14 protein-coding genes are annotated in these 15,501 nt (G+C 62.1%); 3 read left to right on the top strand and 11 right to left on the bottom strand.

Translation table 11 applies throughout. From position 1 onward, the window contains the following. Nucleotides 1-8: 8 nt before the first annotated feature. The 9 genes from F2P47_RS08450 to F2P47_RS08410 all read right to left on the bottom strand — a co-directional run bounded on the left by F2P47_RS08450 (nt 9) and on the right by F2P47_RS08410 (nt 7,843). Nucleotides 9-461 carry a TfoX/Sxy family protein gene (locus F2P47_RS08450; protein WP_152215911.1) on the bottom strand — a complete coding sequence of 151 codons (453 nt, stop codon included), beginning with the start codon at nt 459-461 and terminating at the stop codon, nt 9-11. Between the two features lie 6 nt (nt 462-467). Beyond that, complete coding sequence (locus F2P47_RS08445) at nt 468-827, bottom strand: HesB/IscA family protein (protein WP_152215910.1); 360 nt, start codon at nt 825-827, stop codon at nt 468-470. A gap of 42 nt (nt 828-869) precedes the next feature. Further along, entirely contained in the window at nt 870-1,265 is a 396-nt protein-coding gene (locus F2P47_RS08440) for an SUF system Fe-S cluster assembly protein (protein ID WP_152215909.1), read from the bottom strand. A 10-nt stretch (nt 1,266-1,275) separates the two neighbouring features. Further along, entirely contained in the window at nt 1,276-2,526 is a 1,251-nt protein-coding gene (locus F2P47_RS08435) for a cysteine desulfurase (RefSeq protein WP_152215908.1), read from the bottom strand. Beyond that, nucleotides 2,523-3,845 carry a Fe-S cluster assembly protein SufD gene (gene sufD, locus F2P47_RS08430; RefSeq protein ID WP_152215907.1) on the bottom strand — a complete coding sequence of 441 codons (1,323 nt, stop codon included), beginning with the start codon at nt 3,843-3,845 and terminating at the stop codon, nt 2,523-2,525. The genes F2P47_RS08435 and sufD overlap by 4 nt, the downstream gene beginning before the upstream one ends. 9 nt (nt 3,846-3,854) lie before the next feature. Further along, on the bottom strand, nt 3,855-4,595 hold the full coding sequence (gene sufC / locus F2P47_RS08425) for a Fe-S cluster assembly ATPase SufC (RefSeq protein ID WP_152215906.1): 741 nt from the start codon (nt 4,593-4,595) through the stop codon (nt 3,855-3,857). 80 nt (nt 4,596-4,675) lie between these two features. Then, nucleotides 4,676-6,130 (bottom strand): Fe-S cluster assembly protein SufB, encoded by a 1,455-nt coding sequence (sufB, locus tag F2P47_RS08420; protein WP_152215905.1) that lies wholly within the window; start codon nt 6,128-6,130, stop codon nt 4,676-4,678. 1 nt (nt 6,131) lies between these two features. Further along, the gene (locus tag F2P47_RS08415) at nt 6,132-7,328 is read right to left on the bottom strand and encodes a cysteine desulfurase family protein (RefSeq protein WP_152215904.1); all 1,197 of its coding nucleotides are present in this window, start codon (nt 7,326-7,328) and stop codon (nt 6,132-6,134) included. A 38-nt stretch (nt 7,329-7,366) separates the two neighbouring features. Next, nucleotides 7,367-7,843, bottom strand: coding sequence for an Rrf2 family transcriptional regulator (locus F2P47_RS08410; RefSeq protein WP_152215903.1), 477 nt, complete (start codon nt 7,841-7,843; stop codon nt 7,367-7,369). Between the two features lie 327 nt (nt 7,844-8,170). Between F2P47_RS08410 and F2P47_RS08405 the strand changes: the two genes are divergently transcribed. After that, nucleotides 8,171-8,827, top strand: coding sequence for an alpha/beta hydrolase (locus F2P47_RS08405; RefSeq protein WP_152215902.1), 657 nt, complete (start codon nt 8,171-8,173; stop codon nt 8,825-8,827). Nucleotides 8,828-8,851: 24 nt separating this feature from the next. Further along, nucleotides 8,852-9,202, top strand: coding sequence for a DUF3147 family protein (locus tag F2P47_RS08400; protein WP_152215901.1), 351 nt, complete (start codon nt 8,852-8,854; stop codon nt 9,200-9,202). On the opposite strand, the gene F2P47_RS08395 is transcribed toward F2P47_RS08400, so the two are convergent. Next, nucleotides 9,203-10,312, bottom strand: a complete 1,110-nt coding sequence (locus tag F2P47_RS08395) for an anhydro-N-acetylmuramic acid kinase (protein ID WP_152215900.1) — start codon at nt 10,310-10,312, stop codon at nt 9,203-9,205. 98 nt (nt 10,313-10,410) lie between these two features. Between F2P47_RS08395 and tyrS the strand changes: the two genes are divergently transcribed. After that, entirely contained in the window at nt 10,411-11,658 is a 1,248-nt protein-coding gene (gene tyrS, locus F2P47_RS08390) for a tyrosine--tRNA ligase (protein WP_152215899.1), read from the top strand. Between the two features lie 218 nt (nt 11,659-11,876). Here the strand turns inward: tyrS and F2P47_RS08385 are convergent, their stop codons facing one another. Continuing rightward, on the bottom strand, nt 11,877-15,326 hold the full coding sequence (locus F2P47_RS08385) for a DUF3971 domain-containing protein (protein WP_152215898.1): 3,450 nt from the start codon (nt 15,324-15,326) through the stop codon (nt 11,877-11,879). Nucleotides 15,327-15,501 lie beyond the last annotated feature (175 nt).

Genomic DNA, 15,501 nt, shown 5'->3' with positions numbered 1-15,501 from the left:
CGCTGACTCTAGGCCTTGGGCTTCCTTGAAGGCTTTTTGGAGGGCGACGCCTTTGCAGGCGTCGCCTTCTGCTTTTTCGTTGCCGCCTTTTTCCGCTCAGCGGCACGCGCCGCGCGCGCGAGCTTTTCTGCCCTCGCCGCCCGCATCACCTCCATCGCCTTGCGCGCCCATTGCACGAGTTCGTCGGGATCGTCGTAAAGGCGTTCGGGCACTTCATAATAGTGAAGCGCGCCCGTCGTGCCGTCCGACATCTCGTAAGTGAATGGGCCCTTTTCCTCTGCCTCGTAGTCGGCGCGATTGCGATCATCGACCTTGAAGTAGAGCGTCTCGTCGAAGATGAGCCCTAACATCAGATCGTCAAGATAGACGCCTGCTCCGCCGAACATGCCGCGAAAGCGCACCGGGCCCAGCCGCTCAAGCTGCTCGGCGAGAAATTCCTTATATTCGGCACTGACAGCCATGCCGCCTCAGAGGCGCGCAGGTTCGATGGTGACGCTTTCGCCGCAGCCGCAGGCGTCTGTCACATTCGGATTATTGAACCTGAAGCCGGAGGAGAACTTGTCCGTCTCGTAGTCCATCTCGGTGCCGATGAGAAACAGGATCGCCTTGGGATCAATCAGGATCGTCACACCCTTGTCCTCGATCACCTCGTCGAGCGGGTTCGCGGCCTCGGCATATTCCATGGTGTATTCCATGCCGGCACAGCCGCCATTCTTCACGCCGACGCGAAGGCCGACATATTTGCCTTCCGAGCGCGCCATAATGGCCTGCAGATGCGCGGCGGCTCTATCGGTCAGCCGGATTGCCTTGGGACGTTCTCTCGCCATGTTTACACCTCGGACTTTAGATGGAGCCCGGTCCTTCCAAGTTCAATACATGTTGAGCGCGACGCGCGCTTCGTCAGACATGCGGCTCGGATCCCAGGGCGGATCGAAAGTCATGTTGACCTTCACGTCGCCCACGCCGTCCACCGAGCGAACTGCATCCGCCACCATTTCCGGCATGGTGCCTGCGACCGGGCAGCCAGGCGCGGTCAGCGTCATGTCGATCAGCACGTCGCGGTCGTCCGACACATCGACTTTGTAGATCAGACCGAGTTCGTAGATATCGACCGGTATTTCCGGATCATAGACGCTCTTCAACGCAGCGATGATGTCGTCGGTGAGACGATCCAGTTCTTCCTGCGGGAGTGCCGACGACGCCGGTGCTTCGCTGGTCCCCTCGTCGGGCATCTTGGCCTCGGTCATGTTCGCATCGTCCGACATACTGAGATCCTCAACTGAAGAACTTCTTCGCATCGACGAGCGCGGCCGCGAGGCGATCGATCTCTTCATGCGTCGTGTACATAGCGAAAGAGGCGCGCGCCGTCGCGGCCACGCCGAAACGCTCCATCAGCGGCTGCGCGCAATGGTGTCCCGCGCGCACCGCGACGCCCGCGCGGTCGATGATGGTCGCAATGTCGTGAGCATGGGCATCGGCCATTGTGAAGGAAACGATACCACCCTTGCTTTTCGAGGTGCCGATGATGCGCAGCCCCTCGATGGCCGACAGCTTCTCCGTCGCATAGGCGAGCACGCTCGCCTCATGCCCCGCAATCGCCGCGCGGCCGATTCCATGCACATAATCGAGCGCAGCGCCGAGGCCAATCGCCTCGATGATCGCCGGTGTTCCCGCCTCGAAACGATGTGGCGGCGCGGCATAGGTCACAGTATCGAGCGAGACTTCGCGGATCATCTCTCCACCACCGCGATAGGGCCGCATCTGAGCGAGACGTTCCTTCTTGCCGTAGAGAAGGCCGATGCCCGTCGGGCCGTAGATCTTGTGACCTGTCACCGCGTAGAAATCGGCGTCGAGATCGCGCACGTCGATCTCCAGATGAACGGCGCTCTGCGAACCGTCCACGACGACGGGAATGCCCTTCTCATGCGCGAGCCGGATAATCTCCTTCATCGGCGTCACCGTGCCGAGCACGTTCGACATATGCGTCAGCGCGACGATCTTGACCTTGGGGCCAAGGAGCTTTTTGTAAGCGTCCATGTCGAGGTCGCCCTCGTCCGTCACCGGCACCCATTTCAGAACCGCGCCCTGACGCTCGCGCAGGAAATGCCACGGCACGATGTTCGAGTGATGCTCCATCACCGACAGAACGATCTCGTCACCCGGCTCGATCAAGGGCGCGGCATAGCTCGCGGCGGCAAGGTTCAGCGCATCGGTCGAACCGCTGGTAAAGATGATCTCGTCCGTCGAACCGGCATTGAGGAAGGCGCGCGCCTTTTCCCGCGCATCCTCAAAGGCCTGCGTCGCCGCGTTGGAGAGGTAATGAAGCCCGCGATGAACATTCGCATACTCATGCTCCATCACCTGGCGCATGGCATCGATGACGACGCGGGGTTTCTGCGCCGAGGCGCCATTATCCAGATAGACGAGCGGCTTGCCATAGACCTCGCGCGACAGGATCGGGAAATCCGCTCGCACACGCGCAACATCGTAAGTCGCTTCGGCAATATTGAGCTTCAATTCCGTCATGACGTCTTTTCCTGATGGCGCTCGAACCAGCCAGCGGCCAGAGCCCGCAAATCATCCCGCGCGGCCCCGCTCGATACAGTCTCGAACGCCTCATCAAGGAAGGCCGAAATAAGCAGCTGCCGCGCCGTGTGTTCGTCGATGCCACGCGCACGAAGGAAGAAAATCGCATCGCGGTTCAGCTCGCCAATGGTCGAGCCATGGGCGCATTGCACATCGTCGGCATAGATTTCGAGTTCGGGCTTTGCGTTCATCGACGCGTCGCGCGACAGAAGCAGCGCGTTGGACATCTGCCGCCCATCTGTCTTCTGCGCGTCGGGCCGCACCATGACATTGCCCTGGAAAACGCCCGTTGACGCGCCGTCGAGCACTGTCTTGAACAGTGTGGAGCTGGAGCAGTGCGGCACCGCGTGGTCGACATAGCAGAAGTGATCGCCATGCTGCGAACCGGCAAGTGCCGTCGCACCGTTCACATGCGCCTCACCGCCCTCCCCCTTGAAGGTGATGAAGCTCTGGTTGCGCGACAACTTCGCGCCAAGCGTCAGTGAAAAGCTCGAAAGCTTCGCTGCGGCGCCAAGCTCCGCCGTCAGGCTCGCAAGGTGAATAGCCTCCGCGCTCTCGTCCTGAATCTTCACATGGTCGAGCATCGCGCCCCTGGCGAGCGACACATCGGTCACGAGATCCACGAAATAACTCCTCGCGCCGGCATCCACATGCGTCTCGAAGATCGTCGCCTCGGCGCCTTCTTCCAGCCGCACAAGCACGCGCATATGCGAGGCGCCATCATCATTGGCAAGGAAGATCAGATGCAGCGGCTTGTCGAGCTTCACGCCGCGCGCAACATGAAGACCGAGCCCATCACGCATCAGAGCCGTATTGAGCGCGATGACATTGCCCGCTTGCGTGGCAACCTTCGTTTCCACCAACGGTCGCGCCCAGGGCTCGCCCAAAGCCTCAGCAAGCTGAACGAGCGTCACACCATGGGGCAACTCCGCAACAAGATCACTTTGCAGCCTGCCATTCACGAAGATGGCGACATGCCGGTCGATGCCATGGAATACAGCAATGCTGGGCCGCTCCGCCGCATCAGGCAGTTCCACGACGCCGCTCGGCTGCGACGCGGGTGAGAGTGTCGCCTTGTCGAGTGCGCGCGCGAGGTCCGTGTAACGCCAGTCCTCGAGACGGCGATGCGGAAGCCCCGCGTCCGCGAAGGCCCTCAGCGCATCGGCGCGGCGGGCGGCGAGCCAAGCAAGACCTGCGCCGGGAAGCGCATCGCGCTCCCGCTCGTAGGTCTCAACGAAGTTGCGAGCTGCGTCTGTCATCTCGCTTCCTTACGCCGCGAATTCGGCATAGCCGGTCCGTTCGAGCTCTCCAGCGAGCTCCTTGCCGCCCGTGCGCACGATCTTGCCCTTCGAGAGGACATGGATCACATCGGGCACAATATAATCGAGAAGACGCTGATAATGCGTGATGACGATCATCGCGCGGTCGGGCGAGCGCAGGCTGTTGACGCCCTCTGCCACGACCTTCAGCGCGTCAATGTCGAGGCCGGAATCGGTTTCGTCGAGGATCGCAAGCGACGGTTCGAGCAGCGCCATCTGCAGGATTTCGGCACGCTTTTTCTCGCCGCCCGAAAATCCGACATTGAGCGCGCGCTTCAGCATGTCGTCCGACACGTTGAGCGGCTTCGACTTCTCGCGCACAAGCTTCAGGAAGCGCGGCGCGTCGAGTTCCTCCTCGCCGCGCGCCTTGCGCTGCGCGTTGAGCGCCGTCTTCAGGAACGTCATCGTCGTGACGCCGGGAATCTCGATCGGATACTGGAAGGCAAGAAAAACGCCGGCCGCCGCCCGTTCATCCACATTCATGGCGAGAAGATCGCGGCCCTTGTAGGTCACGGAACCTTTCGTCACCTCATAACCTTCGCGGCCCGCCAGCACATAGGACAGCGTCGACTTGCCCGAGCCGTTTGGTCCCATGATGGCGTGAACGCTCCCTGCCTCGACCGTCAGGTCGACGCCCTTGAGGATTTCCTTGCCATCGACGGTGGCATGCAGGTTCTTGATCTCGAGCATTCTCAAACGCCTTCTCAATTCTTCATTTCGTCGCTATCGGCCATGCCGACATTGACGTCGTATATTTCAGATCGAAGCGCCTAACCGACACTTCCTTCGAGACTGATGCCGACGAGCTTCTGCGCCTCGACCGCGAATTCCATCGGCAATTGCTGCAACACGTCGCGGCAGAAGCCGTTAACGATGAGCGCCACCGCCTCTTCCGCCGGCACGCCGCGCTGCCGGCAATAGAAAAGCTGCTCGTCGCTGATCTTCGACGTCGTCGCTTCGTGTTCCAATATCGCGGTCGGGTTCTTCGACTCGATATAGGGAACCGTATGCGCCGAGCATTTCGATCCGATCAGCAGACTGTCGCATTGCGTGAAGTTGCGGACGTTCTCAGCCTTCTTGTGCACGCTGACGAGGCCGCGATAGGCATTGGACGAGAAGCCCGCCGCGATGCCCTTGGAGATGATCCGGCTCGACGAATTGCGGCCCAGATGGATCATCTTCGTGCCGCTGTCGACCTGCTGATAATTGTTCGAAATTGCGATCGAATAGAACTCGCCGCGCGACTCCTCGCCACGCAGGATGCAGCTCGGATATTTCCAGGTGACGGCAGAGCCCGTCTCGACCTGTGTCCATGAAATCTTCGAGCGCGCCCCGCGGCAATCGCCGCGCTTCGTCACGAAATTATAGATACCGCCCTTGCCGTTCTCGTCGCCGGGGAACCAGTTCTGCACCGTCGAATATTTGATCTCGGCATCGTCGAGCGCGATGAGTTCGACCACGGCCGCATGAAGCTGGTTCTCGTCGCGCTGCGGCGCGGTGCAGCCTTCGAGATAGGACACGTAAGCGCCCTTGTCCGCGATGATGAGCGTGCGCTCGAACTGACCGGTCTGTTTCTCGTTGATGCGGAAATAGGTCGAGAGCTCCATCGGGCAGCGCACACCCGGCGGGATATAGACGAAGGAGCCGTCCGAAAAGACCGCCGAATTGAGCGTTGCGTAGAAATTGTCCGAAGACGGAACGACTGAGCCGAGATATTTCTTCACCAGCTCCGGATGCTCGCGCACGGCCTCCGAAAACGGGCAGAAGATCACGCCCACTTCAGCGAGCTTCGCCTTGAAGGTCGTGGCAACCGATACGCTGTCGAACACGGCATCGACCGCAACGCCCGCGAGGATCTGCTGCTCGACCAACGGGATGCCGAGCTTCTTGTAGGTTTCGAGAAGTTTCGGATCGACCTCGTCAAGGCTTTCGAGTTTCGCCCTCTGTTTCGGCGCCGCGTAGTAATAGGCATCCTGAAAGTCGATCGGCGGATAGGAAACCTTCGCCCATTTCGGCTCTTCCATGGTGAGCCAGCGGCGATAGGCTTCGAGGCGCCATTCGAGCATCCACTCGGGCTCTTCCTTCTTCGCCGAGATGAAGCGGATCGTATCTTCGCTCAGGCCGATAGGCGCGCGCTCGGACTCTATGTCCGTCGTGAAGCCGTACTTGTATTTCTCGCCTGCGACCTGATCGACGGATTCAACCGTCTCGCGAACCGCTGCCATATCAACTCTCCACTTCTTCGAGCGCGGAAACCGCCGCACCCGAATTCGAACTTTTCACCCCATCGCCCAACTTGTCGCGCGCGCGCTTCGCGGCCCGCGACCAGCTCTGAGCAAGGCGCTCGATCTCTTCCGCCGTATTGCCGAGCCCGAGGCTCACGCGGATCGCGCCTTTCGCCAGCGTGTCTTCAACACCCATGGCGGCAAGCACATGCGACCGCGCAACCTTGCCGGACGAGCAAGCGGCGCCCGCGCTGACCGCAACACCGTCGAGGTCGAGCGTCATCAAAAGCGTTTCCGCATCAAGGCCCGGCGCGGAGAAAAGGCTCGTATTGGCAAGCCGCTCCGCGCCCGCGCCGAAAACACAAAGCTCCGGCACGGCCTCACGCAAAATCTCTTCGAGCCGGTCGCGCAACTGGCCAACGCGCGGCATCTCCACAATCTCCTGCGCCGCAAGCTTCGCTGCCGCGCCAAAGCCGGCAATGCCGGGCACATTCTCGGTGCCGGAGCGGCGGCGCAACTCCTGTCCGCCGCCACGGATCAGCGCGTCGAAGGGCAAGCCTTCGCGAATGACCAGTGCGCCCACGCCCTGCGGCCCGCCCAGCTTGTGCGCGGAGACTGTCATCAGGTCCGCGCCCAGCGCATGAAAATAAACGGGCAAGCGACCCCATGCCTGGATCGTATCGGTGAGCACCACAGCGCCCGCCTCTTTCGCCAGCGCGACAGCTTCCGCGACGGGCTGCACGACACCCGTTTCGTTATTCGCGTACATCAACGCCACCAGTGCCTTGCCCGGCGAGGCCAGGCGCTGCGCCAACTCGCCAAGATCGGCGACACCATTCACATCGACGGACAGCACCTCGACCGGAACGCCGAGGCCGTTCGCCGCAACGCGCACGCAATCATGCTCGATGGCCGACACGATGACGCGCTCGACACCCAGCGCCGCGCGGGCCACATGAAGCGCAAGGTTCGCCGCCTCCGTGCCGCCGCTCGTGAACACCACTTCGGCGGGCTTTGCATGAACGAGGGCCGCAACGGAGGTCCGAGCCTCTTCGAGTATCTTTCGCGCCGCCCGGCCTTCCGCATGAACGGATGATGGATTGCCAGTGGCGGAAAGAGCGCGCAGAACCGCATCCGCCGCCTCGGCACGTACCGGGGCAGTCGCATTATGGTCCATATAGGCGCGTCTCATCGTCATTCGCTCGAACCCTTGAGGTCGCGGCGCAAAAAATCGGCTCAGTCGGCGGCGTTGGAAATCGGCTGCTGGTCGCTCGCGCGGGCCCCCGGATGCGTCGTCGCCACACGGCCATTTATCACGTCGCCGAGTGAGACGGACCCCAGAAACAGATGAATCTGGTGGCTCAATTCAGCCCAGAGGTCATGTGTGATGCAGCGGCTGGAGGAATTGCCCATGCAGCCCTTGGGGGAGCCGACCTCGCAGCGCGTGGCGTTGAGCGGCTCATCGACCGCCATAATGACGTCCGAAATGCGGATATCGTCGGCATCGCGCGACAAAAGGTAGCCACCGCCCGGCCCGCGCACGCTCTTCACCAGGTCGCCGCGGCGCAGCTTGGCAAAAAGCTGCTCGAGATAGGAAAGCGAGATTTCCTGGCGCTCCGCGATATCCGCCAGCGCCACGGGTCTTCCGGTGCCAAACCGGGCCAGATCCGCCATCGCCATCACGGCATAACGACCTTTTGTGGTGAGCTTCATGGCCCGTTCTCCTTTCGAAAGCGCCCCGGGCTCTCGTCCCGCGGCCTAAAACCCTTGCGCAACCGGCACTTGCCTGTGTTAAAGAACGAACGCCTTTCAGGCTGGCCGGAAAGCCGATGCGCCGCTTTTTGGCGGCATTCGCGACGCCAGAGGAAAAAGACGCGCGACTGGGCTTCGGCTTCTCCGAGCGCTACAGTCAACTACTTAGCCACCTCTGGACCAGATTTCCAGAGAAAACCGCCATTCGTATCTGGAAAATTTTCCGAGACGGGGGGTAGGTTAATGGCCCCGGAACGCCGGCGCCTTGCATAACGAGACGAGAGGGCAATGCCAGAAGTCATTTTCAATGGTCCCGCCGGCCGTATCGAGGGGCGTTACCACCACAGCCGCAAGTCGAATTCGCCGATTGCGCTGGTGCTGCACCCCCATCCGCAGTTCGGCGGCACCATGAATAACCCGGTCACCTACACCCTGTTTCAGGGCTTCGTGAACCGCGGCTTCTCGGTGCTCCGCTTCAATTTCCGTGGCGTGGGCCGCAGCCAGGGCGCTTTCGATTCGGGGATCGGCGAGCTTTCGGACGCGGCCTCGGCGCTCGACTGGCTACAGGCCCAGAATGCCGACGCCTCCCAATGCTGGATTGCGGGCTTCTCCTTCGGCGCCTGGATCGCCATGCAGGTGCTGATGCGCCGCCCCGAGATCGAAGGCTTCATCTCGGTCGCCCCGCCGGCCAACATGTATGACTTCACCTTCCTCGCGCCCTGCCCCTCTTCGGGCCTCATCGTCAACGGCAGCGCCGATCAGGTCGCTCCCGCCGCCGATGTGCAGAAGCTCGTGGACCGTCTGAAGACGCAGAAGGGCATCGTCATCGAGCATTCGACGATCGACGGTGCGAACCACTTCTTCGACCAGCATCTCGAGCCGCTGGCGGCCGTTTCGGGCGCCTATCTCGACAAGCGCCTCGCGGCCTACGCCGCGCGGGATTAACAAAACAACCAGGAGAGGACGCCGATGCTTTACGCAATCGTCAAGGCGCTCCTCTCCGGCATGCTCATCATGGCAGCGTCGGAAGTCGCCAAGCGCAGCCCCTCGCTCGGCGCACTCGTCATCTCGCTCCCCCTCATTTCGATCCTCGCCTTCATCTGGCTTTGGAACGACACCGGCGATAGCGAACGTATCGCCGCGACGGCCGCGTCGACCTTCTGGTATGTGCTGCCAACGCTGCCGATGTTTCTCGTCCTGCCTGCGCTACTGCGCAGCGGCACGGGCTTCTGGCCCTCGCTCGGGCTTTCCTGCCTGCTTACCTTCGCGCTTTATCTGGCAACCGTCTGGATCGCGGCGAAGTTTGGCGTCAGCCTCTGATTACCTTGCTGCCCTGTGCAGCTGCCCGCCCTTCATTGGCTCGGGCACCCCGGTGGTCGTCGGCAGGCTGAGCGGAAGACCGCGCAACGAGCGCGCGGCGAGATAGGCGAAAGCCTCCGCCTCCACATCATCGCCCCGCCAGCCGAGATCCTCCGCAGGCAGGACGCCACCCTGCAGGCGCTTTGACAACATCGACATCAGCACCGGATTGCGCCGCCCGCCGCCACAGACGACGAAGCGCGTCGGCATGCCCGGAATATGCGCGATGCCGCGCGCAATGGCCTCAACCGTGAACGCCGTGAGCGTTGCAGCACCATCTTCGGGCGAGAGGTGCTCGACGGCCTCGGCGGCTCGCGCAAAGGAAAAGCGGTCGAGCGATTTCGGCGGCGGCATTTCGAAGAAAGGATGATCCATAAGCCGGGCCAGCACATCGACATCGACCTCGCCCGCCTCCGCCAACGCCCCGTCCTTGTCGACCGGCTCGCCGGTGTGGCGCATTGCCCAGTCGTCGATCAATGCATTGCCGGGGCCCGTGTCGAAGGCTATGAGCCGCCCATCGAGGCCGACATAAGTCACATTGCCGACGCCGCCGATATTGACGATAGCGACCGGCTCGTTGATCCCGGCGCTACGGGCGAGCGCCTGATGATAGAGCGGCACCAACGGCGCACCATGCCCACCCGCCGCCACGTCCGCCGAGCGGAAATCATTGATGACGTCGATGCCGGTGAGCGACGCCAGCACATCCCCCATGCCGATCTGGACCGTCCGCCGCGCCTCGGGCTGATGCAGCACCGTCTGTCCGTGAAAGCCGATAAGGTCGATATCGGCGGGCTTGAAGCCCGATTTATCGAGAAGAACGCGGACCGCCTGCGCATGGGCGAGCGTCAGGAGACGTTCGGCCTCCGCCACGGCCTCAGGCATTGGGTCGCCGGCAGGCCAGCTCTTCGCCGCCTCCAGCGCCGCGCGGAGCACCGCCCGCTCCTCCGGCGTATAGGGAACGCCGAGGCTTGGGCCGGGACGCACGATATTCTCGCCATCCGTTTCCAGAATGGCCGCATCAATACCGTCGAGCGAGGTGCCGCTCATGAGGCCGATGGCTCGGATCATGCGGATCGGTCCGTTTCCTAAGGCGTTTTTCCCGTCCTCAAAGCGTGATACACCACCGGCTCCCCAATGCCTATGGCAAGCCCCCAATCGAGCCGATCATGAGCAATTTCAAGTCCGACTTCCTGCGTGAAATCGAAGCCCGTGGCTTCATCCACCAGATCTCCGATCCGGAGGCCCTGGACGCCTATGCCGCGAAGGAAACCGTGACCGCCTATATAGGCTTCGACTGCACGGGGCCCAGCCTCCATGTCGGCCACCTCATGGGCATCATGATGCTGCGCCGCCTGCAGCAGGCGGGCCACAAGCCCATCGTCCTCATGGGCGGCGGCACGACCAAGGTCGGCGACCCCTCCGGCAAGGACGAACAGCGCCAGCTTCTCACCGACGCCCAGATCGCGGCCAACATGGCCTCGATCAAGACCGCCTTCACGAGCTTCCTCACCTTCGGCGATGGCCCGACCGACGCCATCATGGTCAACAATGCGGAATGGCTGGAAAAGCTCGAATACATCTCCTTCCTGCGCGACTATGGCCGCCACTTCTCGGTCAACCGCATGCTCTCCTTCGACAGCGTGAAGCTGCGCCTCGACCGCGAGCAGCCGCTCTCCTTCCTCGAATTCAATTACATGATCCTGCAGGCCTATGACTTCGTGGAGCTGGGCAAGCGCTATGGCTGCCGGTTGCAGATGGGCGGCTCGGACCAGTGGGGCAATATCGTCAACGGGCTCGAACTTGGGCGCCGCGCGGCAAACCTCGATCTCTTCGCCGTCACCTGCCCCCTCATCACCACCTCCTCGGGCGCAAAGATGGGCAAGACCGCCGCAGGGGCCGTCTGGCTCAATGCTGACATGCGCTCGCCCTTCGACTACTGGCAGTTCTGGCGCAACACGGAAGATGCCGACGTGGAGCGCTTCCTGAAGCTCTTCACCGAATTGCCACTCGACGAAGTCGCCCGCCTCGGCAAGCTCGAAGGCGCGGAGCTCAACGAAGCAAAAAAGATTCTCGCCACCGAAGCGACCGCCATGCTGCATGGCCGCGAGGAAGCGGAGAAAGCAGCCAATGCCGCGCGCACGGCGTTCGAGCAGGGCGGCATCAGCGCCGACATGCCGACGGTCGAAGTCGAAATCGGTGATGGCATCGGTGTGCTGAGCGCCGTCGTCGCGGCGGGCCTCGCCGCATCGAACGGCGAAGTGCGCCGTCTCATCAAGGGCGGCGGCGTGAAGATCAACGACAAACAGGTGACCGACGAGCGATCACTGATTACGACCGCTGACATCACAGGTGATATGGTCGTGAAGGTTTCGGTCGGACAGAAGAAGCATGTTCTTCTGAAGCCGAAGGCCTGACGCGCACCACAAGACACGCACGCAAGAAAAAGCCCCCTCCCTTTTACATGGGAGAGGGCCTATTCGCGCCTCGTGGGGGCAGGAGGCGCGCGAGGTAGTCCGCGGTTTTCCCCGCTGTTGATTATTCCGTGAACGCTGCGGTTTCATTCAGCGAATAATCACGTCAGTCTATATGCGGAGATGCACTCCGCAATTCAAATCGACGACCTGCGACAAAATTACGGTTTGGGCGCCGCCTCGGCTGGCTTTTTAGCGCCATCGTCGACAGGTTTGTCAGCAGACGGTTGTTCCGGCGGAAGCGTGCTCGAGAACTCGAAGAGCCGTCGCAGGAAACCCGGCGCAATGGCGGAGAGCGGGTTCACGATCACGCTCGGATCATCGATATTGCCCTTCACCGCATAGGTGAAACCGAAAATCCCCTCGCCCTCCCGGCCGACGATCAGAGGCCCGAGCAACGGCACTTTGCCAAGAATGGAGTTCACGGTGTAGGCGGGAACGAGCGTCCCCTCCATCTGCGCGACATTGGCGGAACGATCGACCTGACCGCTCATGGTAAGGCCGACGGCGGGGCCCGACATGCGGGCGTCCTCGACATGAATGCGGTGGCCGGTCACGCGGAACGGCAGCTTCAACGTATCGAAGAAAATGCCCTCGCCCGTGAGCGTGTCGCTAATGCCCGTGAGCGAGCCGAGCGTCAGTATCTTGGCGAGAACCGGCGCATTGACGATGCGAAATTTCGAGGCGGAGATTTCACCGGTAAGCGGCGAGCCGGGCTTTGTGTCATCGAAAGTGGCATCTGCACTCAGATCGCCGCCTTGAACGCTGGTGTAGAGATCGAGCGCGCGGAAGACCAGGCCCGCATCGGCCGACCGCAGAGAAAAGCTCCGTGTACGGTTCTTCTCCTGCTTGATCGAAACCGATATCTGGTTGCGTCCCTTGTCCAGCGCAAGAAGGTCCATCAGATAGACATCACCCTCGATCAACGCGATCCTTGCGTCGACGTCGGTGACTTTCTCATCGTTCTGCGCCATCACATCGCCGATGCGAGCCCGGATCGCCGTGCGCAACGTCGGATCCTGCTCCATCTCCGGCGTGATGAGACGCGTCGCCGCCCTTTCGGCTTCGGCCTTGTCGCCAGTCCCGGAAATGAAGGCATGAAGCAACCCCCGCGCATCGCCCTTCGCCCCTTCGATGTCGACGATGAGCTGTCCGCGCTCGTCGCGCCGTGCCTTGAGCGCCAGATCGTTGGTCGAGCCGAGCTTCACAGTCGGGACATTCGCGGAAAGAATGCGGTTCTTTTTATCGATGGCAAAGGCACCGCGCACGTTCATGTCCGCGCCCGCGAGCACGAAATCCGTGAAGCTGAAAGCATCCGGCGAGAAGTCGATCTTGAGGTCGACAGTCGCGGGCTTGCCCTTCGGTTTCTCCCAGCCGAGCTGACTGATCTTCGCGACGGCGTCGGTCAATTCCGCATGCACCACCCCGCTTTTAATCTCCGCGCCCGAGCCCATCAGCGTCGCGTGAATATCGGGCGAGCCGGAAACCCAATCGGTGAGGCCGAGGCCGATGGCTTCGCGCTCCTGGTCGTTGAGCTTGCCTGAGATATCGAAGACGGAGCCCGGCCCCTTGGTGCGAACGAAGCTCTCCGTCCAGACGACCTGAAGCGGCGAGGTGCCGTTCAGGCTGACAGGGCCCTTTGCCTTGAGCCCCGTGCGCTGGACATCGATGTCGAGTGTTCCATCGGTGATCGACAGGTCCTTCTGGATGTTCGGAATACCGACCTTCTCGGCGTGAGCCGTGCCCGAAAACTGAACATCATCCATCTTGACGCCCTTGGAGAGCGGCAGGCGGAGTTGCGCGTTGATCTTGCCAGTCCCGGCAATGGTCGCGGGATCAAGCCCAAAACCGCGAATGAGCTTCAGCGGCTCATGATCGAGTAGCGCCAGTATATCCGCGGTGGCAGCATCCGCGGTGAATTCAATGTCGCCGATGCTGTGCTTGTTGCTCAGCTCACCATCGGCGAAATGGCCATTGGAGACGGCGATGGTCCGGTTCGGCCCGACTGCGACGGTCGCAGCAGAGACCCAGGCGTCGAACCTGTCGCCCTGCAGGGTGCCGCGCGCGGACACGCCGGTCATGTGCGGCATGGCGTCGAGATAGGCAACATCCGTTCCGCTGACGTTGAAATTGAACTTGATGCGTTCATTCGGGATCGCCATGCCCGCATCGGCATCGGCGAACATGTCGGCCGGCACATCGACCGCGAAGTCGCCCTTTTCAAGCGTACCGCCATGCAGGTTCTTCTCCACCCATTCGCGCGCGTTCGGCGAAAGCGGCAGCGGCCAGATGGTGCGCACCGTGTCGACGGGAATGGAGACGATCTCGCCCTTCATGCGCACGGCGGGCGAGCGCGGGCCGCTTTCGATCGTGCCGGCGGCCTCGATCTTGCCGCCCGCGATGCCGAGCGTGATGTCCTCGACGGAAATAGACCGCTTGTCGAAATCGAGCAGCGCCGCGACATGCGCCCTGTCGAGTTCGAAGTGCCCCTCGAAGAAGCCGGGCACATCGGTCGTGGTCTTGCCTGCCGTCAGATCAACCTTGGCCGTCGAAATGTGGAGACCTTTGCCCAGCACATAATCGACATGCCCCGTGAGCGCTGCGCTGTGCGGACCTGCCTGAAGCTCAAGCTCATTCACCACGATACGCCGTGCAACCGCATCGAGCGAGAGCACCGCTCGCGCGCGCTCCAGAACGACTGGCGCCTGCTGTAGCGCGGGAAGCACGAAGTTACCCTTGCCCGCTTCAATGGAGAGCTTCCCCGAAATGACATCGCCATTCGGTTTCAGTTCGAGCGTGCCCTTGGCATCGAACGGCGCGTCGAAGAGCATGTAATCGGCAAGATCGGGCATGGCGCGGGCAAGGGCCGAAGGCACGATGTTGCTGGCCTGCATATCGACCTGCACCGATTTGCCGCCGACCGGCATCGCACCGCTGAGTTCGAGATGGCCGGTGGTGTCCGCGATCCGCACGTCGGCGGAAAGGCGCCCGGCAAGCCCGCCGTCGCCCCGATAGAGGATCAGATTGGCGTTGGGCGCCTCGAAAGTCGCGCCGTTCACCTCGTCGACGAAACGCAGCGTGGCATCCTCGATGCCCACATGCCTCAGATGCGCGAGCATCGGGATGCTCCGGTCGCCTGTCGCCAGCGCGGCGAAGAGAGGGCCAACAAACCCCTCTGCCTCTTGCGTCTCAGGTTTCGCGACAGGCCCGGCCTCGGCGCCAGCAGCAGCGAGCCCCAGCGAAACACCCTCGGGCCGCCGCACGATGGCCAGGCTGACGCGGTAAAAGTCGATCGTCGTCGGTGAGATTTGCCCGATGAGCAGTGCAGGTACGCTCAAACGGAATGACATTTCCGGTGCGGCGGCGACCTCGTTCTTGTCCGCGCCGGTGAGGCGAACATTGAGGAGACGAAGGCCGAGCTGGCGCTTCTCGGGGAGCCAGCGCAACACAGTGTCGCCAATGGTCAGTTCACCGCCCGCAAGTTCGCTCCGGGCGCTGTCCTGGATGATTTCGGTAAGGATCGGGAGCGAGATCGGGCCGCCGGACAGGCGCCAGGCCAGCACCCCAAGCAGCACCGCCGTCGCCGCAACGGCAACGCCCAGGACCTCCAATGCGATCTTACTCGTCCGGCGTATCAAGAAAGGACCAGTCCCTCTCGCTCGTCTTGAACCCCCGAATCGTTCCCGAAGGGCAGGCTTTCCATGAGATCCGGGGCACGGACCGAGTGCCGCGACGAGGTCTCTCCCGTTCTTTTACCTGCAGCGTCGGGCGAAGTCTCTCAAATTG

Source organism: Parvibaculum sedimenti (assembly GCF_009184905.1).
GTDB classification, from domain to species: Bacteria; Pseudomonadota; Alphaproteobacteria; order Parvibaculales; family Parvibaculaceae; genus Parvibaculum; species Parvibaculum sedimenti.
This window is presented reverse-complemented; position numbering and strand designations above follow the sequence as displayed.

Bases quoted from the DNA above. Each gene is read 5' to 3' on its own strand.
- F2P47_RS08415 (WP_152215904.1), bottom strand. From the start codon at position 7,328: ATGACGATGAGACGCGCCTATATGGACCATAATGCGACTGCCCCGGTA.
- F2P47_RS08435 (WP_152215908.1), bottom strand. From the start codon at position 2,526: ATGACGGAATTGAAGCTCAATATTGCCGAAGCGACTTACGATGTTGCG.
- F2P47_RS08405 (WP_152215902.1), top strand. From the start codon at position 8,171: ATGCCAGAAGTCATTTTCAATGGTCCCGCCGGCCGTATCGAGGGGCGT.
- F2P47_RS08395 (WP_152215900.1), bottom strand. From the start codon at position 10,312: ATGATCCGAGCCATCGGCCTCATGAGCGGCACCTCGCTCGACGGTATT.
- sufD (WP_152215907.1), bottom strand. From the start codon at position 3,845: ATGACAGACGCAGCTCGCAACTTCGTTGAGACCTACGAGCGGGAGCGC.
- F2P47_RS08445 (WP_152215910.1), bottom strand. From the start codon at position 827: ATGGCGAGAGAACGTCCCAAGGCAATCCGGCTGACCGATAGAGCCGCC.
- sufB (WP_152215905.1), bottom strand. From the start codon at position 6,130: ATGGCAGCGGTTCGCGAGACGGTTGAATCCGTCGATCAGGTCGCAGGC.
- tyrS (WP_152215899.1), top strand. From the start codon at position 10,411: ATGAGCAATTTCAAGTCCGACTTCCTGCGTGAAATCGAAGCCCGTGGC.
- F2P47_RS08440 (WP_152215909.1), bottom strand. From the start codon at position 1,265: ATGTCGGACGATGCGAACATGACCGAGGCCAAGATGCCCGACGAGGGG.
- F2P47_RS08410 (WP_152215903.1), bottom strand. From the start codon at position 7,843: ATGAAGCTCACCACAAAAGGTCGTTATGCCGTGATGGCGATGGCGGAT.
- sufC (WP_152215906.1), bottom strand. From the start codon at position 4,595: ATGCTCGAGATCAAGAACCTGCATGCCACCGTCGATGGCAAGGAAATC.
- F2P47_RS08450 (WP_152215911.1), bottom strand. From the start codon at position 461: ATGGCTGTCAGTGCCGAATATAAGGAATTTCTCGCCGAGCAGCTTGAG.
- F2P47_RS08400 (WP_152215901.1), top strand. From the start codon at position 8,852: ATGCTTTACGCAATCGTCAAGGCGCTCCTCTCCGGCATGCTCATCATG.